This is a genomic window from Streptomyces sp. NBC_00878 (assembly GCF_026341515.1).
Lineage (GTDB): Bacteria > Actinomycetota > Actinomycetes > Streptomycetales > Streptomycetaceae > Streptomyces.
The window spans coordinates 8,621,691-8,642,305 of the sequence record NZ_JAPEOK010000001.1 but is presented as its reverse complement, the minus strand read 5'-3'; the positions used below and the strand labels follow the sequence as shown (position 1 = coordinate 8,642,305).

Sequence of the window (20,615 nt, the reverse complement as noted above, 5' to 3'; positions counted from 1 at the left end):
TCCCACACGCGCGAATCCGCGCCCAACGGAAATACGCCCAACAAAAGCGATAAAGAAGCAATCGATACAGAAGCGATGAAGAAACCGGGGCACGCGTCTCAAAAGCCGCGCACCCCGGCAACCGTACAACCCACGTGCTACTTGGCTGTCTTGCGCGCTTCTTCCTGCCGCGAGACGGCCGCCTTGACCAGGCCCGCGAAGAGCGGGTGCGGCCGGGTCGGACGCGAGCGCAGCTCGGGGTGCGCCTGCGTCGCGACCAGGTAAGGGTGGACGTCTCGCGCGTACTCCACGTACTCCACGAGCTTGCCGTCCGGAGACGTCCCGGAGAACTGCAGACCGGCCTTCTTCTCCAGCTCGGCACGGTAGGAGTTGTTCACCTCGTAACGGTGGCGGTGGCGCTCCTCGACGTACTCCTTGCCGTCGTACACCTCGCGCACGATCGAGCCCTCGGCGAGCTTGGCGGGGTACATGCCCAGGCGCATCGTGCCGCCCATGTCTCCCTCGCCCGCCACGATGTCGAGCTGCTCGGCCATGGTGGAGATGACCGGGTGAGCGGTGGCGGAGTCGAACTCGGTGGAGTTGGCGTCCGTGATGCCGGCGAGGTTGCGCGCGGCCTCGATCACGATGCACTGCAGGCCCAGGCAGAGACCGAGCAGCGGGATCCTGTTCTCGCGGGCGTACTGGATCGCGCCGACCTTGCCGGACACGCCGCGGTCGCCGAAGCCGCCGGGGATGCAGATCGCGTCCACGTCACCGAGCTGCTTGGCGGCCCCCGCCGGGGTCTTGCAGTCGTCCGAGGCGACCCACTTGATCTTCACACGGGCCTTGTTGGCGAAGCCGCCCGCGCGCAGGGCCTCGGTCACGGACAGATAGGCGTCGGGAAGGTCGATGTACTTGCCGACGAGCGCGAGGTCGATCTCGTGGACCGGGCGGTGGACGCGGTCCAGCAGGTCGTCCCAGATCGTCCAGTCCACGTCGCGGAACGGGAGGTCCAGCTTGCGGACGACGTACGCGTCGAGACCCTCGGTGTGCAGGACCTTCGGGATGTCGTAGATGGATTTGGCGTCGATGGCCGCGACCACGGCCGCCTCGTCGACGTCGCACATCAGGGAGATCTTGCGCTTGATCGCGGTGGGCACCTCGCGGTCGGCGCGCAGCACGATCGCGTCTGGCTGGATACCGATGCTGCGCAACGCCGCAACCGAATGCTGGGTCGGCTTCGTCTTCAGCTCCCCGGAGGGGCCGATGTATGGAAGGAGCGAGATGTGGACGACGAACACATTGTCGCGACCGACCTCGTGACGGACCTGACGGACGGTCTCCAGGAACGGCTGCGACTCGATGTCGCCGACCGTGCCGCCGACCTCGGTGATGACGACGTCGACGTCGTCGGTGGCCATGCGCCGGATGCGGTGCTTGATCTCGTTGGTGATGTGCGGGATGACCTGCACGGTGTCGCCGAGGTACTCGCCGCGCCGCTCCTTGGCGATGACCGTCGAGTAGACCTGCCCGGTGGTGACGTTGGCGGAGCCGTCCAGGTCGACGTCGAGGAAGCGCTCGTAGTGGCCGATGTCCAGGTCGGTCTCGGCGCCGTCGTTGGTGACGAACACCTCACCGTGCTGGAACGGGTTCATGGTGCCCGGGTCGACGTTCAGATACGGGTCGAGCTTCTGCATGGTGACCCGCAGACCCCGCGCCTTGAGCAGCGCGCCCAGGCTGGAGGCGGTCAGCCCCTTGCCGAGCGAGGAGGCGACACCCCCGGTGACGAAGATGTGCTTGGTCGTCGTGGCTGTGCTGTTTCGAAAAGCAGCGGGCGGCATGGCCAAGAGGGGGCTCCCGTGGTCGCGGTGTCTGGTGCGGTACGGCTGCCCGACCCGGAGGTTTCCGGAGGTGCCGTCGCTGCGGTTCGGGGGTCCCTTTTCCTGCCGGGGCGCCCACCGGTCCACGGGCTACCAGGGTATCAGCGACGGGGCGAGGCCGCTTCCGGCCACGCTCTGCACACAGGTCGACACGGACCACAGTCGTGCTCACTCGTTCGGCGCAGACGGGTTGTCCGGAGCGGCGCGCGGATCATCATCGTGCGTCGTATCCTGCTCGGACGATCGCTGCCGAGTCAGGCCGGCAAACGGCACCACCCACGCCCGTCGCCCGGAACTTCGAGAGCTCGTCAGTTCGTTTCGCTACGACATCACCACGACAATTGACGTCGCGCGACGACGATTTACATACGTTCCCTTGACCGCAAAGAGCGACCGCCCCTCGGGGGGCGACGTGGCCGTTCGACTGGAGTTGCACGTGGCCGGGCGCATCGAAGACTACGCACTAATCGGAGACATGCAGACAGCCGCGCTGGTCTGCAGGGACGGCACGGTGGACTGGCTGTGCCTCCCCCGCTTCGACTCCCACGCCGTCTTCGCAGGACTTCTCGGCACGGAGGAACATGGATTCTGGCGGCTCGGTCCGGCGCATGCCGCCGACGCCGAACCGCCGACCGCGGCCCGCCGCCGCTACCGCGGCGACTCGCTGATCCTCGAATCGGAGTGGGACACCTCACGCGGCACGGTCCGCGTGACGGATTTCATGCCCCCGCGTGACGGCGCGCCGCAGCTGATCCGAATCGTCGAGGGCGTCACGGGCCGCGTCCCGATGCGCTCCGCGCTGCGGATGCGTTTCTCGTACGGGCGTGTGGTGCCCTGGGTGCACAAGCACGAGGGGCGGACGGTGGCTGTCGCCGGTCCCGACTCGGTGTGGTTCGACACCGCGTGCGAGACCTACGGCAAGGCCCTCACGACGTACTCGGACTTCACGGTCGCGCCGGGTGACCGGATCGCGTTCACGATCTCCTGGGAGCCCTCGCACAAGCAGCCACCCGCGCTGCCCGAGCCGGAGCAGTCGCTGGAGGCCACCGAGGACTTCTGGCGCGACTGGGTCGATCAGTGCACGTACCACGGGCCGTACCGCGAGGCCGTGGTCCGCTCGCTGATCACGCTGAAGGCACTGACGTACGCGCCGACGGGCGGCATCGTCGCCGCCCCGACGACCTCCCTGCCCGAGGAGATCGGCGGTGTCCGCAACTGGGACTACCGCTACACATGGCTGCGTGACGCGGCGATCACCCTGTCCTCGTTGCTGCGCACCGGCTACCGCGAGGAGGCGCGCGCCTGGCGCGAGTGGCTGCTGCGCGCGGTCGCGGGCGACCCGGAGAACCTGCAGATCATGTACGGCATCGCGGGCGAACGGGAATTGGGCGAGGCGGAGCTCCACTGGCTTCCCGGGTACGAGAATTCGGGGCCCGTACGGGTCGGCAACGGCGCCGCGGGTCAGCTCCAGCTCGACGTGTACGGCGAGGTCACCGAAGCCCTGCACCTGGCCCACATGACGGGCCTGGCCCGCAACGACTACGCCTCGCTGCTCCAGCTCAAGCTGATCCGCTACCTGGAGGACCACTGGGACGAGCCGGACGAGGGCATCTGGGAGGTGCGCGGCCCGCGCCGCCACTTCGTGCACTCGAAGGTGATGGCCTGGGTCGCCGTCGACCGGACGATCAAGCTCATCGAGTCCGGCGACGCGGACGGCCCGCTGGAGAAGTGGCGCGAGCTGCGCGACGACATCCACCGGGACGTGTGTGAGAAGGGTTACGACAAGGAGCGCAACACCTTCACGCAGTCGTACGGCTCGAAGGAGCTGGACGCCTCGCTCCTGCTGATCCCGCAGATGGGCTTCCTGCCGCCGGACGACAAGCGCGTGATCGGCACGATCGAGGCCATCCAGCGCGAACTGTCCACGTCGGACGGCTTCATCCTGCGCTACCCGACCTCCGGTGAGGACGCGGGCGTGGACGGCCTGGAGGGTGACGAGGGCGCGTTCCTGGCCTGCTCGTTCTGGATGGCTGACGACCTCGCGATGATCGGCCGCGTGGACGAGGCCCGCAAGCTCTTCGAGAAGCTGCTGGCCCTGCGCAACGACCTCGGGCTCCTCGCGGAGGAGTGGGACCCGCGTCTGAAGCGCCAGGTCGGCAACTTCCCGCAGGCGTTCAGCCACGTGCCGCTGATCGACACGGCGCTGCGGCTGACGGCGTCCGGGGCGTACGGGGGCTGATCCGAGGTCTTCGGCGCCGAGGGCGTCGAAGACCTCACGGGGAAGCAGTCCGTGCACTCGTCCTGGTTGGCGATCCGGTTGGTGATCCATGCGGCGCCCGGCGCCACGACGCGCGAGGCGATGTCGAGGACCCGTACGAGCGGGTCCACGATCTCGGCCGCGTGTGCAGGTCGTGGTGGATCCGGTCCGCGATGTGCGGCGGGGCCGCGACCACCGCGGTGGCACGCCCCTCCGTCTCCGTCACACGAGGTCCCCACGGTCAACGATCGGGTTCCGCACGACGCCGATCCGCTCCACCTCGACCTCGACGACGTCGCCCGGGTGCAGGAAGACCTGGGGGTCCCGGCCGACCCCGACGCCGCCCGGGGTGCCGGTGGCGATCACGTCGCCGGGCAGCAGGGTGAGGGTGTCGGTGATGAACTCGATGATCTGCCCCACCGAGTGGATCAGGTCCTTGGTGTTGCCGGACTGCATGACCTCGCCGTTCACACGGGTCTCGACCCGCACGCCGGACGGGTCGCCGAACTCGTCCGAGGTGACCAGTACCGGGCCGATGGGGCCACTGCGGTCGGAGTTCTTCCCGAGCGTGAACTGCGGCGTCAGCAGCTGCTTCGTCCGGGCCGACAGGTCGTTGAACGCCGTGTAGCCGAAGACGTGGTCGAGGGCGGTGGCCTCCTCGGCCTCCCACACCCGCGCTCCGATGACGGCGGCGAGCTCGACCTCCCAGTCGAGCCCCTCCTCCTTCGGCGGTACCGGCACGGCGTCACCGTCGACGACCAGCGACTGCTGCCACCGAGCGAAGATCATCGGGTACTTCGGCACGTCCAGACCCGCGACGCTCTTCGCCTCACCCGCGTGGGAGTGGTAGTTGATACCGACACAGAAGATCCGGGAGGTCTCCGGAACTGCGGGCGCCTGCGTCACCGACGAGAGCGGAACGACGTCACCGCCCACCGCGGTCGCACCGGCCTTCGGTTCGACCCAGAACTCCTTCGCCGTGCCGAGGTCACGGACCTGGTCGCCCTCGACGGCTCCCATGTGCCGGACGCCGTCCTTGAGGAATCCTACGAGCCTCATCTGCAGTCCCTTTCTTGTCTCTTTTTCTTTTCTTTGTCTCTTTGGTCGTCGTACTGATCGCGTCTTTGTCGTCGATCGCGGGCATCGATCGCGCTGTTCGTGGTGCGGTACCTGTCAGTTGGGGCGGAAGCCGAGGTCGACCCCGGCGACGGCCTCGTCCCACCGGGATGTCACGTACTTGGGCTGGGTGTAGAAACGCCACGCTCCGTTGTTCAGACCGGTGTCCCCGAAGATCGAGTTCTTCCAGCCCGCCACGCTGTAGGGCGCCACCGGCACGGGAATCGGCACGTTGACGCCCACCATCCCGGCGGCGGCCTCGCGCTGGAACTGGCGCGCGGCGGCACCGCTGCGGGTGAAGATCGCCGCGCCATTGCCGTACTCGTTGGTGCGGATCAGCTCAAGCGCCTCATCAAGGGTGTCGACGCGGAGCACGATCAGGACGGGACCGAACACCTCCTTGAGGTAGATCTCCGAGGTCGACGCCACGTTGTCGAGCAGCGTCGGGCCGACGAAGAATCCGCCCTCGCTGCCCGCGACGGACTCCGTGCTGCGGTCGACCACCGGCCGGGCGCCTGCCTCGATCGCCCGCGCCACGAGACCGCGGACCCGCTCCTGAGCCGCTGCGCTGACCAGCGGCCCCATCTCCGAGCCGTCCGCGGCGCCGGCGCCCATCACGACGGCCTCGGCCCGGACCTTCAGGGCGTCCAACAGGGGTTCGGCGGCCTCGCCGACCACGACCGCGGTGGTGATCGCCATGCACCGCTGACCCGCCGAGCCGAACGCCGCCGACGCGAGCGCGTCCGCCGCGGCCTCGATCTTCGCGTCGGGCATGACGACGAGGTGGTTCTTCGCCCCGCCGAGGGCCTGGACCCGTTTGCCCGCCTGCGCCCCACGCTTGTAGATGCTGTGCGCGACCGGGGTCGACCCCACGAACGACACCGCCGCGGTGTCCGGGTGGTCGATCAGGGCTTCGGCGGTCTCCTGGCGACCGTGAACCACTGACAACACACCATCCGGAAGTCCCGCCTCCTTCGCCAGCTCCGCGAGACGGACCGACACCCCCGGGTCCTGCTCGCTCGGCTTCAGGATGAAACTGTTCCCCGCCGCGACCGCGACCGCGATCTTCATCAGCGGGATCATCACCGGGAAGTTGAACGGCGTGATACCGACACACACGCCCAGCGGCTGCAGGATCGAGTAGGTGTCGATGTTCGTGCCGGTCTGCTCGGAGAACTCGCCCTTGAGCAGACCGGGGACGCCGCAGGCCAGTTCGACGGCTTCGATACCGCGGGCGACCTCCCCGCGAGCGTCGGCGAGGGTCTTGCCGTGCTCGGCCGTGACCAGTGCGGCGAGTTCGTCGGTGTGCTCACGCAGCAGATTCCGGAACGCGTAGAGCACTTGGGCCCGCCGCGCGGGCGTGGTGTTCCGCCACGCCGGGAACGCCGCGACGGCCGACGTGACCGCCTGCTTGACGACCTCGGCGTCGGCCTGCAGGACCTCGCCGAGCGTCTGGCCCGTGGCGGGGTCGAGCACCGGCAGGCGATCGCCGGCCGTCTCGTACCGACGGCCGCCGATCCAATGGGGAGTGAGTGTCATGGTCGCTCCTCGTGAGTCCGATGGGTGGGGCAGCCGACCAGGACCGCAGCTGCGCTCGGTGATGCGAATGGTCAGGCTGGTCAGGCGGGGTGTGCTGGAGTCCGTACAGAGCGCCCGTCCAGAGCACGAAGGGCTCGACGTCTTCCCGTCTTCCCGGAGGGCGTCGAGCTCCGTGTTCTCCTGGACGGCGTCGAGCTCCGTCGAGCTCCACGGCACGCGGACAGCACGTTGGCCGGGAAGCTGCCGGTCGAGCGGACCGCTGCAGGCATGTCCGAGCCGTGCTGCGTGCGGAAGGCCACAAGCGGCTGTGCGCAGTGTGTGCAGAGGGCCACGAGCGCCGGGCGAGGGACACGGCTGTGAACGTCTCCACCACGGAGCCCGTCGGCGCCACGGAGATGACCGACGACCCGGCGCATGTAGGCAGGACCGAAGGCTCGCACGTAGGCAGGGACAAAGGCTTCGGTGGCGACGCGGTCGCCGTGCACCGTGGACTGCTCCGTCATTCCCTGCCTCCTCGATGAGACCTCGCCGCGCCGGCGTCGATAGGGCTGACTCTCGTCGCACTGCCGTAGAGCGAGTAGAGCGGAACCTTTGGCGTCGGCACTTGGTCTGGCCGACCAACAACGGCCCGGCGGATTGACCCGCGCGGCTCGCCGCCTCGCCGCCGTCGCCGGGGTTCTGGTGAGTTGCACCCGTCGCCCGATGCTCACCCGGTGCAACCCGACCGGTTCGTTCTGGTCGCCCGGACCAAGACGACGGTGCTCGTTGTCGCAGACGATTCCTGGCATCAGGGCGGGTTCACCCGGTCTGGCCACGCCCCACACAACAGCGAGCGGCGAGGAGCGACGATGACGTTGACCCTGCGACCCGATGTTCCAGTTCCCCGTCGGCTCCGGCGGGGTGGCCGCGACCAGGCCGCCGCCGTGCTGTCAGAGGCCGATCGCCTACGTGCCTTCCCCCAGGAGAACCTGGGCGCGCTCGCTGACAACAGGGGGGTGCTGAACGGGAGATGGTCGTGGGCCACCGGGTCGGTGAGCCGCAGGTGGGCACTCCTGCCCGAAGTCTGAACACCGGCCCGAGGTCTGGGGCGCGCTGCTCCTGCCCACAGGCCCGGCACCAGCGACGCGGCAGACGAGGCACAGGACGCCGACCACCATGTCGGCACGGCCCGCCAGGAATCCCACCGGCACGGCCCTGCGGTCACGTCGCTCACGCGGGCGTGTGCTACCCGTTCCCTCCGGCCGCCGCGCGCCCGCCCGGCCTGACGAGAGGACCTGATGATCTTCAAGGCGCCCGGTCAACGACCGGACCGCCCGATGGTCGGGCCGGGTCCCGCCGCGCCGCTGAGCTCGGCGATCGCCGCCCGCATGATGCTCCCGACGCTGGTGGTCGGCGCCGCGATGACCTCCGCGAAAAGCTGGCCATCGCCAAAAGGACGGTGTGTGCCAGGGGGACAGTGTGGAAGGCCGCACGCGGCGGCGAGTACCCGCTCGTCCTCGCCACGCTGCCTCCGCCCCGCCGTACCCGCCGCCGCGGACGAACGAGCCGTCCCGACCGCCCTGACCCACGCCCCGTCCGCGCGTCTGCACCACCCACCGACCCAAAGGAAACCCGTTTACACCACCCGCCGACCCGAAGGAAAAAGAAGATGACTCTCAGCCACGTCGACGTGCTCACCGACACCCGCCTCGACAGCGAGCTCACCCGCGACGAGATCGTCGCCCGCAACCTCGCGGTGATCGAAGCGCACTTCCACAACGAGAACCCCGAAGACGTCGAGAAGGCCGTTGCCCTCTACGCCGACGACATCAGCTGGGAGGCGCCCAGCCGCGGGATGATCTACACCGACCCGAAGGAGGTGCTGTCGGCGTACCACGACATCTTCAAGACCGTTGGCTTTCACAAGACCACCTCCCTGCGCCGGTTCGCCACCGAGCAGTTCGTCTTCGACGACCAGATCGCCGAGGTCACGGTGATCGGGGACAAGATGCCGAACCTGCCCTACCCGATCGGCACCAGGATGAACATGCGTCTCGTGCACATCTTCGAGATGCGCGACGGCCGGATCTCGCGCGAGATCGCCTATGAGTTGTGGCGTGCTTTCGGCAGCGCGGAGGACAACGACGCCATCCCCGAGGGTTCGGTCGTCGAGGAGTTCCCGGACTTCGAGTTGCCCACGGCCGGAGCCTGATCCGTACGCCCACAGCCCCGGACCGAAGACCCGGTCCGGGGCGTGGCTGCGGAGGCACGCGCAACGCTCGACGCCGTGCAGTACGAAGTGGCGGAAGCGGCGGAAGCGGCGACGGATTCGTCGGGACCTCTGGTGACGGTGCCGTCGTCGGAGAAGTGGGCAACGTACAGGTAGTGGCAGGAACAGGCCGTGTCACCGTCGATCTCGATCGCGAAATTCGTGGTCTGTGTTCGTGGTCATGTGATGGATGACCGGGTAGTACTGGAGCCCGGTCCGGCCGAACTCCGGCACCTCCTGTCCAGCCTGCTTGGCGATGCCGCGGAACGGCGGGACCCGGCGGACCCGGCAGAGGAGGACAACAAGCCGGCAGAGGGGGACAACGGTGAGTGGAACCGCAGCCTCGGAACCAGGGAGCTGGGTGCGCCGGCTGCGTCCTGATGGGCCGGCCGTCCCTGACCCAGTGTGCCTGCCGGAGACCCTGGCGGCGGCGCGTACCCGTCTCGGGGAGGGCCCGGTGGCGTGGGCGGTGGAACTCGGATACCGCGTCGCACTGCGGAACATCGAGGCCGATCCGGTGTTCGGCGGCAGCGAGGCCGTCCTCGCCACCAAGCGGCTGGGGCCCGAGTCCGTAGCGCTGCACCTGCTGGTCGCGCTGGACGCGGGCAAGGTCGAGCAGGCCGGCCTTACGGCCGAGGGGGACCGGCAGATGCGGGAGTTCGTCCACCGCCGGATCACGCTGGACCAGGTGTGGGCCTCCATCAGGCTGGGACACGCACTCCTGGCCGAGTCCTTCATCGAGGCCTGCCGCACCCTCGTACCCGTCGAGCAGCAGCCCGAGCAGCTCGCCCTGGTCTCCCGGCTGCTCTTCACCTACGTGGACGGTTTCGCCCGTGGGGCCTCCGAGACCTATCACGAGGAGGAGCGCGCCTGGCTGAGCAGCGCCAACGCCGCGCGTGACGAGGCGGTGCGGTCGATCCTCGACGGCGGTCCGGTCGACGTGGCCGCGGCGTCCCGCACGCTGGGCTACCAGTTGGACGGGCGGCTGCACGTCGCGTTGGTGCTCCAGCACGCGACACCAGGCCACGCCGACGCGACGGTGGTCCACCGTGCTGCGTCCGCGACGATCGACGCGCTCGGAGCCACGGCGAGACTCGTCATGCCGGTCGGCCGGACCGCGGTGTGGGCCTGGTGTGCCCTGGCCAGGGACGTACCGCCACCGCCGGTCGACGACCGTCTCGCCCGTCCGGGGACGCTGCTCTTCCTGGGGGAGCCTGGGTATGGGATCGAGGGGTTCCGCCGGTCGCATCGCGAGGCCCTCGAAGCCGCGCGGGTGGCCCAGCACTCCGCGGTGCCCCACGGCGATGTCGTCCGCTACGCCGATGTCGATGTCGTCGCGATGATGACGACCGACCGTGAACAGGCCAGTGAGTTCGTCGCGCGCGAACTCGGGGATCTCGGCAGGAACGAGGACCCGCTGGCGCCCGCCCTGCGCGAGACAGTGCTGTCCTGGTTCGAGCACCAGGGGCGGACGCAGGCTACGGCCGACCGGCTGGTGGTCGCGAAGAACACCGTCACCTACCGGCTGCGCCGGGCGGAGCAGATGCTGGACCGGCCTCTCACCGAGAGACGGCTGCAGCTGTGGGCCGCGCTGCTGCTCGCCCGGCACCTGACGCCCGACCACCAACCCGTCGAGGATCGAACCGAGGCGCGCCGCTCGGAGCGCAGAGGATAACCCCGCCGCGGGTGGAGTGGGCGGGCATCGCTCGAAGTACGAACCCGGAGACGGGCGTATCTCTCGGCCTGCTCGCAGGCGAGATCGAACTCTGGGACCCCGCCCTCGCGCACCGGCTCCGACCGTCTCTCACGCGGCTCACAGAGGCCGAGCGAACGGGACAGCCCGAGGAGAGGATCACGATCATGGAACAGAACCGTGGACAGACCATCGGGACCGCATCGGAACCCGCAGGTGACAGCCCAGTCAATGGCCAGCGGTGAGGGGAACCTGCACCGAGGGCCGTCACGCGGTCCGTGCGACTGCCCCGGGCTCCCAGGGGAGCCGCACGACGGCCGGCCCGCGGGCTCGGCGCGACCGATGGGCCCTGCCCGCCTAGCCTGGGAAGTACGTGTATGCCCCTGCTCTGGAAGGGGGGCGGCCATGGCTTCCCTCTCGAAGGCGGGTGCGGCGCTCGCCGCGCTCCGCGAGGACCTCGTCGGTGACGTCTTCGCTCCTGAGGATCCGGGGTACGACGAGGCCCGGACGGTCTTCAACGCGATGATCGACCGGCGTCCGGCAGTGATCGCGCAGTGCGCGAACGAGGCCGACGTCACCCGGTCGGTGCGGTTCGCCCGGGACCTGGACCTGAAGATCGCGGTACGCGGCGGCGGCCACAGCGTGGCGGGCATGGCCTTGAACGACGGCGGTCTGGTCGTCGACCTGCGCCGGATGCACGAGGTGACGGTCCACCCCGGGGCCGCGGCCGTACGCGTCGGGGGCGGCGCGACGATGAGCCACATGGACCGCGCCACCGAGCCGCACCACCTGGCGACCACCGGGGGCCGCGCCTCGACCACCGGGGTCGGCGGCTTCGTACTGGGCGGCGGAAGCGGCTGGCTGGAGCGGACGTTCGGGCTCGCGGTCGACAACCTGCTCGGCGTCGATCTGGTGACCGCCGACGGCTCTGCGGTCCACGCGAGCGCCGAGGAGAACCCCGAGCTGTTCTGGGCCCTGCACGGCGGCGGCGGGAACTTCGGCGTCGCGACCGCGCTGACCCTGAAACTGCACGAGCTGCCCGAGTTCGCGATGGCCCTGGTGCTGTATCGCCCCGAGTCGGGCCCGGAGGTGACCCGCGTCTTCCGCGAGATCATGGAGACCGGGCCGGTGGAGGCGGGCGGCGGCGTGCTCTACCTGACCGGACCGCCCGAGGAGTTCGTCCCCGAGCACCTGGTCGGCACGCTGCTGTGCGGGGCCCTCGTGACGTACGCGGGCAGCGAGGACGACCTGCGTAAGACCGCCCAGCCCCTGCTGGCACTGCCGCACGAGGTGGAGATCGTCACGGCGATCCCGTACGCGGACCTCCAGTGCATGATCGACGATCCGCCGGGGATGCGGAACTACTGGTCGGCGGAGTACCTGACGGGCGCGCCCGACGAGTTCGTGGACGTCTTCTGCGCCCGCGCGGACACGATGCCCGTGCCCACCCGAACCAAGCACATGCTGTTCCCGCTGGGCGGCGCGGTCGCCGACGGCCCCCGCGCGTACCCGGTGCCGTACCGGGACGCGGCCTGGGCAGTGCACCCCTTCGGCATCTGGGAGGACCCCGCGGACGACGAGCGCTGCGTCCAGTGGGTGCGGGACGTGCGCGCCGACGTCCGGCCGTGGAGCACCGGCGCGGTCTACCTCAACTTCATCGGCGACGAGGGCGAGGACCGGGTGGAGGCGGGCCTGGGCACCGAGAACACCCGGCGGCTGGCGTGGGTGAAGGCCCAGTACGACCCGGACAACGTGTTCCGCTTCAACCACAACATCCCGCCCGCGTAGGCCCTGTCCGGCACCTCACGGCAGGTGGAGGACGAGGTAGCGTCCGCGTCATGGACAGCCGTATCGACACACCGGACGCGCGCGGCGGCGGGATCACCGTGCGGCGGGCCCTGGAGCTGCCCGGGCTGCGCGGCGGCCTGCCGGAGATCCTCGCGGGCGCCGACCGGCTGGACCGTACCGTGCGCTGGGTGCACGCGGGCGAGGTACCGAACATCGCATCCCTGCTGAAGGGCGGCGAACTGCTCCTGACCACGGGGTACGGGCTCGGCACCCGCCCCGCCGACCAGCGCGCCTTCGTCCGCACCCTCGCCGAGCGCGGCATCGCGGCCCTCGTCGTGGAACTGGGCACGCGCTTCACCCGGCTGCCCGCGGCCCTCGTGGAGACGGCGCGGACGGCCGGTCTGCCGCTCGTCCAACTGCACCGCGAGGTGGCGTTCGTGGCGGTCACCGAGGAGATCCACACCGAGATCGTCAACGGCCACTACGCGCTGCTCCAGCGCGCCGAGGCGGTACACCGGCGCTGCACGCAAGCCCTGCTCGGCGGAGGCGGTATCCCCCAGGTCCTCGGCATCCTGGCCGACTTCAGCGGCAACCCGGTCTTCCTGGAGACCCCGGACGGTCAGCTCCTGTACGCCGCCGGGAGCGGCCCCGCGAACGCCGATCCGCTCCAGGTGTGGGAGGGGCTGCGCGGCCAGCACAAGGAGGATCCGCCGGCGGGGTCGGTCCTGGTGGAGGTGCCCGGCGGCGGGCCCGGCACCGGTTCGGTCCGCGCCCGGCTCGTCCTGCTGCCCGTGAACGCCCCGCACGCCCCGCTCGCACCCGTGCACCGTATGGCGGCCGAGCAGGCCGCTGGCATCCTCGCCGTGGTCCTGATGCAGGCCCGCCAGGAGGAGGAGCTGGCGGCGCGCGGCCGGGGCGACTTCCTCACCGACCTCGCCGAGGGCCGCGTCGCCGCCGAGGACGCGCCCGCGCAGGCCCGGGTGCTCGGCTTCAAGCCGGGCCCGGGGCCGCTGCTCCCGGTGGTGATGCGGCTCACCGACGGGCTGTCCCCCGGCGGGGGTTGGGCCGTCCTGGCGCGCGCGGTCGCCGAGGAGCTGGCCTCGGTGGGGGTGCCGGTCCTGCTGGGCGTACGCCCTGTCGAGGGCCGCGTACCGCTGCTGCTGGGGCTGCGCTCGGAGTCCGAGCGGTCGACGGTCGCGGACCGCGTCGCGGCGGCGCTGCGGGCCGGTGTGGAGCGGGCGGGCATGCAGCGTCCGGGGGCGCAGCCGCCGGTCGTGGTGGTCGGCGTGGCGGGCGGCTGGACGGCCGCGTCGGCCGGCCTGCGGCACGCGGCCGAGACGGCCACGGCGGCCCAGGGGCTGTCCGACCGCCCCTGGTACGACGCCCGTCGCCTGGACATCGACCTGTTGCTGTGGCGCCTGCGGGACCAGCCGGACCTGGCCGCCTTCGTGGACCGCGCGATCGGCCCGCTCCGCGACCACGACCATCGCTCCAAGCCGCCGCTGCTGCCCACCCTGGAGACGTATCTGGCGCACGCGGGCCGCAAGGCGGAGACCGCGCGCGAGCTGCACCTCAACCGGCAGACGCTCTACAACCGGCTCGCGAGGATCGGGGAGTTGCTCGGGACGGACCTCGACGACCCGCAGACGGTGCTGGCGCTCAGCCTGGCGCTGCGGGCCCGCAGACTCGTCCCGTAGCCGCCGCCCCGTTCTCGAGCGGTCCTACGGCAGCGGCAAGGGCTTGGTCAACTCGTCGTACACGCTGAGGACCTGGGCCACCGTCTCGTCCTCGGTCGGCCAAGTGGCCGCCTGGAGCGTGCCCTTGTCCTTGAGGAGTTCCCGCCGGTCGGGGTCGGTGAGAAGATCCGCGACGGCCTCGGCGAGCGCTTCGGAGTCGCCGTGCGGGACGAGTTCGGCGGCGTCGCCGACGAGTTCGGGGATGCCTCCGGCGGCAGCCGCGACGAGCGGCACGCGCGCGTGGAGGGCTTCCTGGGCCAGCACGGAGCGCGATTCCCAACTGCCGGGCAGCAGCGCGAGATCGGCGGCGGCGAGCAGCTCCCCGATGTCGTCCCGTCGGCCGACGAGACGCACGGGCAGCCCCTCGTTCTCGATGCGCTGCTGGAGTTCACCGCGCAGCGGACCCTCCCCGGCGACCACCAGCAGCGGTACGGGATCGAGCCGCCGCCACGCGCGCGTGGCGTCCAGCAGCGTGTCGTACCCCCGGTGCCGTTCGAGGGAGCCGACGGTCATCAGCAACGGCCGGTCGGTCGCGCCGAGTTCGGCACGCGCCTTGGGACGCAGCCGGTCGGCGTCCTCGCCCTCGGCGGGCCTGCGCGGGGCGGGCAGCGCGACCGCGGCGAGCCGCGCGTCCCGCGCTCCCCTGCTGCGGGCCCGGTCCACGAGGTCGGACGAGGATCCGAGGACCACGGAGGCGGCCTTGGCCACGCGCCGCTCAAGGAGGCGCAGCAGATGCGCCCGCGCGCCCTCGGCGTACGGGCGGGAGTGCAGGGTGACGACGAGCGGGACGCGCCGTCCGCTGAGCGCGAGCGCGGCCCGCAACGCGGAGTGCAGCCCGTGCGCGTGCACCAGGTCGGCGTCCGCGCAGGCCGCCCGCAGCACGGCCATGGAGGTCGGATCGTTCCGCCTCGGCACGTGCACGTGCTCGGCTCCGACACCGCTGAAGTCGTACGTGTGGTCGGCCGTGGCCGGGGCGCACACGGTGACCCGCACGCCCCGTTCGACGAGCCCCGAGGTCAGCGACCGCACATGGGCACAGCTGCCCGCGCTGCCGCCGCCGAGCACTTGGACAGTGCGCAGCGGCGACTGTCCGGGCGGTGAGTGGCTGCTCACGTGGCTCACGTGGCCGGGGCTCCTGGTTCGGCGTCGGGCGGTCACGAAGAAACGTACAGAAAGAACGCGCGGTGGGGGTGTACCGCTCGGGCTCCTCTTCTAAGGATGCCAGGGCTCGCGGGAGTTGCGGACCATCGAGAGGGTGGGGTGGGGGTGGGGTGGCTTTGGGTGGCGGAGAGGGGGTGCGGGTGATCACTCACATTAGTGAGAGGTGGACGGTGGTTGGTTTGCGGAGCGGGTGGGACTCGGGGAGCGGGCAGGATTCGCGGAGCGCGCGGAATTCAGGGGGCGCGCGGAATTCAGGGAGCGCGCGGGACTCGCGGAGCGCGCGGGACTCGCGGAGCAGGCAGGAATCGCGGAGCGCGGAGCGCTCAACACGGGCTGGTGGGCGGGGAAACCGCCGCGGAGCGGCGGAGTTCGGCCCGCGGAGCGGGTGAGCGTCCTGCCGCGGAGCGGCACACGGCGCCCGCCGCGGAGCGGCGGCTACCCGTCGCTCCGGGCCGCCGCCAGCAACTCCTCCGCGTGCGCCCGGGCCGTCTCCGAGTCCTCCTGCCCGGCCAGCATCCGCGACAGCTCCCGTACCCGCGCCTCGCCCTCCAGGACCTTCACCCCGGACCGGGTCACCGACCCGTCGTTCGTCTTCTCGACCAGCAACTGCCGGTCGGCGAAGGCGGCCACCTGGGGGAGATGGGTGACGACAACGACCTGCGCGCTCTTGGCGAGCCGCGCGAGCCGCCGCCCGATCTCGACCGCGGCCTTGCCGCCGACACCCGCGTCGACCTCGTCGAAGAGATACGTCGGCACCGGATCCGTACCCGCGAACACGACCTCGACGGCCAGCATGACGCGCGACAGCTCACCACCGGACGCCCCCTTGGCGATGGGCCGCGGCGGCGCCCCCGGATGCGGAGCGAGGAGCAGTTCCACCTCGTCGACCCCGGCGGGCCCGTACGAGACCGGCCGGCCGCCGACCTCCACGCCCTCCGGGTCCTCGGTCTGCCGGATCTCGAACGACACGCGCGCGTGCGGCATGGCGAGCGAGGCGAGTTCGGCGGTCACGGCGGCGGCGAAGCGCTCGGCGGCCTCCGTACGGGCGTCCGTCAACCCCTGTGCCAGCCCGCCCAGTTCGGCCCGCAGCGCGTCCCGCTCGGCCGTCAGCTCGCCGATCCGGTCGTCGTCGCCGTCCAGCTCCAGGAGTCGCGCGACTCCTTGTTCCGCCCAGGTCAGGACCGTAGCCGTGCCCTCGCCGTGCTCCCCGTACTTGCGGGTCAGCGCGGTGAGCGCCGCGCGCCGCTCCTCGACCGCCGCGAGCCGCAGCGGGTCCGCGTCGAGGTCGTCGGCGTACCCCGCCAGCTCCCCCGCCACATCGCCCAGCAGGATCCCGATCTCCCCGATGCGGCCGGCCAGCGCGCCGAGGGCCGCGTCGTGGGACCGTACGGCCTCCAGGGCCCGGTGCGCGCCCGCGACGAGCGTCGTGGCGTCGATGGCCTCCGGGTCCTCGGGATTGCCCGCGAGGGCGGCGTGCGCGGCCGTGGCGGCGGACGCCAGCGCCTCCGCGTGCCCGAGCCGCTCGGCTTCGGCCGCCAGTTCGACGTCCTCGCCCGCCCGCGGCTCCACCGCGGCGATCTCGTCGAGCCCGAAGCGCAGCATGTCGGCTTCCTGGGCACGCTCCCGCGCGCGCGTGGTGATCTCGTCCAGCTCGGTGGAGATGGCGCGCAGCCGTCGGTAGGCGCCCGCGTACTTGGCGAGCGGTACGGCGACGGCGTCGCCCGCGTACCGGTCGAGGGCCTGCCGCTGCCGGGACAGTTTGAGCAACCCCTGCTGATCGGTCTGGCCGTGCACGGCCACCAGGTCGTCGGCGAGCTCGGCGAGCAGCCCCACCGGCACGGAACGCCCGCCCAGGTGTGCTCGTGATCGTCCCTCGGCGGAAACGGTACGGCTGATGAGCAGCACCCCGTCGTCGAGCTCCGCGCCCGCCTCCTCGGCCCGTAGGACGGCCGAGGCACCGTCGGGGACGGAGATCCGCCCCTCCACGACCGCGTTCTTGGCCCCGATCCGCACGAGGGCCGGGTCCGCGCGCCCGCCCAGCAGCAGGCCCAGGCTGGTGACCACCATCGTCTTGCCCGCGCCGGTCTCACCGGTCACGGCGGTGAAGCCGGGTGACAGCTCGACGACCGCGTCGTCGATGACTCCGAGCGACCGTATCCGCATCTCCTCCAACACGGACATGACCATACGAGGTTTCGGCCACCCGGCGCGACGCGGCCCCAGTCCCTCCACAAACCCCCAGGTGCGGTTGACCGAATTGCCCGTCCCCCGGCTGCGGGCGCGTGGGGGCTGGTCGCGCAGTTCGCCGCGCACCCTAAAGACGAAAGACAGGGGCGTAGCCCCGTCTTTCAGGGGCGCGGGGCTGTGTCGATATGCGGCTCCGCCGCGATGGGGGTCCCCCCGCTCGAGCGAAGCCGAGAGTGGGGGAGCGACCAGCCCCCACCGGCCCGCACCAAACCAACGACAAGCCCCGCTCCCTGCGGAGCACTCAGTGCGGAGCGCCCCGCCACCCCGCCACCGGCAACGCGAACTTGGCGACGAGCCGATCGGTGAACGAGGCATGGTGCAGCCGCGCCAACCGCACCGGCACGGCCCCCCGGCGGACCTCCACCCGGGCGCCGGGCGGCAGTTCGATCGTGCGGCGACCGTCGCACCACAGCACCCCGGGCGGGATGTGCGGCAGGACCTCCACGGCCAGCACCGAGTTCGGCGAGGTCACCAGCGGTTTGGCGAACAGGGCGTGCGCGCTGATCGGCACCATGAGCAGCGCCTCCACCTCCGGCCACACCACGGGCCCGCCCGCGGAGAACGCGTACGCCGTCGACCCGGTCGGCGTCGACAGTACGATCCCGTCGCACCCGAACCCGGTCACCGGCCGCCCGTCGATCTCCAGCACGACCTCCAGGAGCTTCTCGGCCCCCGCCTTCTGCACGGCGGCCTCGTTGAGCGCCCAGTCCGTGTGGACGACATCGCCGTTGCTGTGCACGACGACGTCGACGGTCATCCGCTCCTCGACCTCGTACGCCTTCGTCACCACCCGGTCGACGACCTTGTCGAGGTCGTCGCGCTCGGCCTCCGCGAGGAAGCCGACACGCCCGAGGTTGACGCCGAGCATGGGCACCCCGGAGGCGCGGGCGAACTCGGCGCCGCGCAGCAGCGTCCCGTCACCGCCGAGGACGATCAGCAGCTCACACCCGTCGAGGCACTCCGGTGTCGCCTCCTTGACGAGCTCCACGCTCGCCGGCAACGGCAGATCGGCCGCCTCCGCCTCCAGGACCCGTACGCCGAGACCGGAACGCACCAGCCCCTGGACGACGAGCTCGGCACTGCGGATGGCCGCGGGCCGTCCGGTGTGGGCGAGCAGAAAAACAGTACGAGCTCGGGTCTGTGTCAACGCGGCCCCTCCGCCACTGCACGGTCAACGTCGGCCGGGTCCAGTGCGGGTGCCCCGGCACGCAGCCACAGAAAGTACTCGACATTCCCCGAGGGCCCGGGCAGCGGGCTGGCCGTCACACCGTTCACCCCGAGTCCCAGTTCCCCCGCCTGCCGGGCCACACCGCGTACGGCGTCCGCCCGTAGCTCGGGGCTGCGGACGACTCCGCCGCTCCCGAGCCGTTCCCTGCCCACCTCGAACTGCGGCTTGACCATCATCACCAGGTCGGCTCCGGGCGCCGCGCACCGCACAAGGGCGGGCAGCACCAGGCCGAGCGGGATGAAGGACAAGTCACCGACAATAAGATCCACCGGCTCCCCATCGATCGCCTCCAACGTCAACTCGCGTACGTTCGTACGGTCCTTGACGGTGACGCGTTCATCACTCTGAAGAGACCAGGCCAACTGCCCGTAGCCGACGTCCACGGCGACGACGTGGGCGACGCCCGCGCGCAGCAGTACATCGGTGAAACCGCCGGTCGAGGCGCCGGCGTCCAGCGCCCTGCGCCCCTCGACCTCCAGACCGAGCGGAACGAAGGCCTCCAGCGCCCCGGCGAGCTTGTGGCCGCCGCGCGAGACGTAGTCGGGGTCGTTGTCGTCCTGGGCGACCAGGATGGGGGCGGCGGTCTCCACCTGGGTGGCGGGCTTGGTCGCGAGAGTCTTGCCGACGGTGACCCGCCCGGCGGCGATCAGCTGTCCGGCGTGCTCGCGCGAGCGGGCGAGCTTGCGCCGGACCAGCTCGGCGTCGAGGCGGCGTCGTGCCACTCCTGCCACGTTCGGTTCAGCTCCTGTGTACGTACGAAGAATCGGATGGGCGGCCCGCAGGGCCTCGTTGAGGGGTGGTGGTCGGGTGGCGGGTGGGAACCGGAGGTCCCGGGCGGGCGTCGAGCGCGGTGAGCGCGTCGCGCAGCCCCCGGTGCACATCCTCGTACACCTCGACGTGCCCGTCCGTGGCGAGGTGGTCCACATCGGCCAGCCGGTCCAGCAGGGCGTCGGCCTCGGCGTTGCCCGTGGGCGTACGCGGCACGTGCAGCGGAGCGGGGGCGGCGGGATCGTCCTCGGGTGCCGAGTCGGGTTCGGGTGCCGAGTCGGGTTCGGGTGCCGAGTCGGGTTCGGATACCGAGTCAGGCCCGGGTTCCGCGACGGGCGCCGCCTCGGCTCGGGCCTCAGGTCCGGCTACGGCCTCGGCTACAGCTTCGGCTTCGGGCCGGGCCGTGGCTTCGGGATCCGCGGACGGCACCGGAGCCGGAGCCGGAGCCGAACCCGGTACCGGCATCGGAACCGGCTCGGACACGGGCCCGGGCACGCCCTCGGCCGGAACGTGACCCTCCGCACCGAAGGGCCCCGTGTCGAAGGCTCCCGTCTCCGGGCCGGTCATGGAGTCGCTCATGACTCGACGCTACCGCGAAGCACTGAGGTACCGTCGATCGCGATGGCCACGATTGAGGAGTGCCGCAGCGCACTCGACAAGCTCTCGGACAACATGGCGGGCGCGGACGGCGACGTACGCAGCGCGGCGGCGTTGGACCGCTCGCTGAGCTGCCATATCACCGACCTCGACGTCACCTTCGTCGGCCGTCTCCAGGACGGCCGGATCGAGGTGCTCGACACGGTCCAGGGCCCACCACCCGACAAGTCCGAGATCCGGCTCACGATGGCCGGCGACGACCTGGTCGCGATGGTCGACGGCGAGCTGAACTTCGCGAAGGCCTGGGGCTCGGGCCGCGTCAAGCTCGAAGCGGGCCTGCGCGACCTGCTCAGGCTCAGAAAGCTCCTCTGATCCTGA

At 71.0% G+C, this 20,615-nt stretch carries 15 protein-coding genes; 7 read left to right on the top strand and 8 right to left on the bottom strand.

Features of this window, described 5'->3' with window-relative positions:
• Window positions 1-137 precede the first annotated feature (137 nt).
• Window positions 138-1,820, bottom strand: a complete 1,683-nt coding sequence (locus OHA11_RS37475) for a CTP synthase (protein WP_266507725.1) — start codon at window positions 1,818-1,820, stop codon at window positions 138-140.
• Window positions 1,821-2,295: 475 nt separating this feature from the next.
• Here OHA11_RS37475 and OHA11_RS37470 point away from each other — a divergent pair, with 475 nt between their 5' ends.
• Window positions 2,296-4,098 (top strand): glycoside hydrolase family 15 protein, encoded by a 1,803-nt coding sequence (locus OHA11_RS37470; protein ID WP_266507723.1) that lies wholly within the window; start codon window positions 2,296-2,298, stop codon window positions 4,096-4,098.
• A gap of 240 nt (window positions 4,099-4,338) precedes the next feature.
• On the opposite strand, the gene OHA11_RS37465 is transcribed toward OHA11_RS37470, so the two are convergent.
• Entirely contained in the window at window positions 4,339-5,175 is an 837-nt protein-coding gene (locus OHA11_RS37465) for a fumarylacetoacetate hydrolase family protein (RefSeq protein ID WP_266503938.1), read from the bottom strand.
• 114 nt (window positions 5,176-5,289) lie between these two features.
• Window positions 5,290-6,771, bottom strand: a complete 1,482-nt coding sequence (locus OHA11_RS37460) for a CoA-acylating methylmalonate-semialdehyde dehydrogenase (RefSeq protein WP_266503935.1) — start codon at window positions 6,769-6,771, stop codon at window positions 5,290-5,292.
• Window positions 6,772-8,419: 1,648 nt separating this feature from the next.
• Between OHA11_RS37460 and OHA11_RS37455 the strand changes: the two genes are divergently transcribed.
• The 5 genes from OHA11_RS37455 (at window position 8,420) to OHA11_RS37435 (ending at window position 14,197) form a co-directional block, all read left to right on the top strand.
• Window positions 8,420-8,962 carry a nuclear transport factor 2 family protein gene (locus tag OHA11_RS37455; protein ID WP_266503933.1) on the top strand — a complete coding sequence of 181 codons (543 nt, stop codon included), beginning with the start codon at window positions 8,420-8,422 and terminating at the stop codon, window positions 8,960-8,962.
• A 189-nt stretch (window positions 8,963-9,151) separates the two neighbouring features.
• Complete coding sequence (locus OHA11_RS37450) at window positions 9,152-9,400, top strand: hypothetical protein (protein WP_266503931.1); 249 nt, start codon at window positions 9,152-9,154, stop codon at window positions 9,398-9,400.
• A 76-nt stretch (window positions 9,401-9,476) separates the two neighbouring features.
• Window positions 9,477-10,694, top strand: a complete 1,218-nt coding sequence (locus tag OHA11_RS37445) for a CdaR family transcriptional regulator (protein WP_266503929.1) — start codon at window positions 9,477-9,479, stop codon at window positions 10,692-10,694.
• A gap of 423 nt (window positions 10,695-11,117) precedes the next feature.
• The gene (locus OHA11_RS37440; RefSeq protein WP_266503926.1) at window positions 11,118-12,500 is read left to right on the top strand and encodes an FAD-binding oxidoreductase; all 1,383 of its coding nucleotides are present in this window, start codon (window positions 11,118-11,120) and stop codon (window positions 12,498-12,500) included.
• A gap of 50 nt (window positions 12,501-12,550) precedes the next feature.
• Window positions 12,551-14,197 carry a PucR family transcriptional regulator gene (locus OHA11_RS37435; protein WP_266503923.1) on the top strand — a complete coding sequence of 549 codons (1,647 nt, stop codon included), beginning with the start codon at window positions 12,551-12,553 and terminating at the stop codon, window positions 14,195-14,197.
• A gap of 24 nt (window positions 14,198-14,221) precedes the next feature.
• On the opposite strand, the gene OHA11_RS37430 is transcribed toward OHA11_RS37435, so the two are convergent.
• The 5 genes from OHA11_RS37430 to OHA11_RS37410 all read right to left on the bottom strand — a co-directional run bounded on the left by OHA11_RS37430 (window position 14,222) and on the right by OHA11_RS37410 (window position 20,069).
• Window positions 14,222-15,358, bottom strand: coding sequence for a glycosyltransferase family 4 protein (locus OHA11_RS37430; protein ID WP_266503920.1), 1,137 nt, complete (start codon window positions 15,356-15,358; stop codon window positions 14,222-14,224).
• A 474-nt stretch (window positions 15,359-15,832) separates the two neighbouring features.
• A complete protein-coding gene (gene recN / locus OHA11_RS37425) occupies window positions 15,833-17,584 on the bottom strand; it encodes a DNA repair protein RecN (protein ID WP_266503917.1) in 1,752 nt (583 codons plus the stop codon).
• Window positions 17,585-17,885: 301 nt separating this feature from the next.
• Window positions 17,886-18,791, bottom strand: a complete 906-nt coding sequence (locus OHA11_RS37420) for an NAD kinase (protein ID WP_266503915.1) — start codon at window positions 18,789-18,791, stop codon at window positions 17,886-17,888.
• Window positions 18,788-19,603, bottom strand: coding sequence for a TlyA family RNA methyltransferase (locus OHA11_RS37415; protein ID WP_266503913.1), 816 nt, complete (start codon window positions 19,601-19,603; stop codon window positions 18,788-18,790). Before OHA11_RS37415 ends, OHA11_RS37420 begins: the two co-directional genes overlap by 4 nt.
• A gap of 7 nt (window positions 19,604-19,610) precedes the next feature.
• Window positions 19,611-20,069: a hypothetical protein gene (locus tag OHA11_RS37410; protein WP_266507721.1), complete on the bottom strand. Its 459-nt coding sequence runs from the start codon at window positions 20,067-20,069 to the stop codon at window positions 19,611-19,613.
• Window positions 20,070-20,261: 192 nt separating this feature from the next.
• Between OHA11_RS37410 and OHA11_RS37405 the strand changes: the two genes are divergently transcribed.
• Entirely contained in the window at window positions 20,262-20,609 is a 348-nt protein-coding gene (locus OHA11_RS37405; RefSeq protein ID WP_266503911.1) for an SCP2 sterol-binding domain-containing protein, read from the top strand.
• Window positions 20,610-20,615 lie beyond the last annotated feature (6 nt).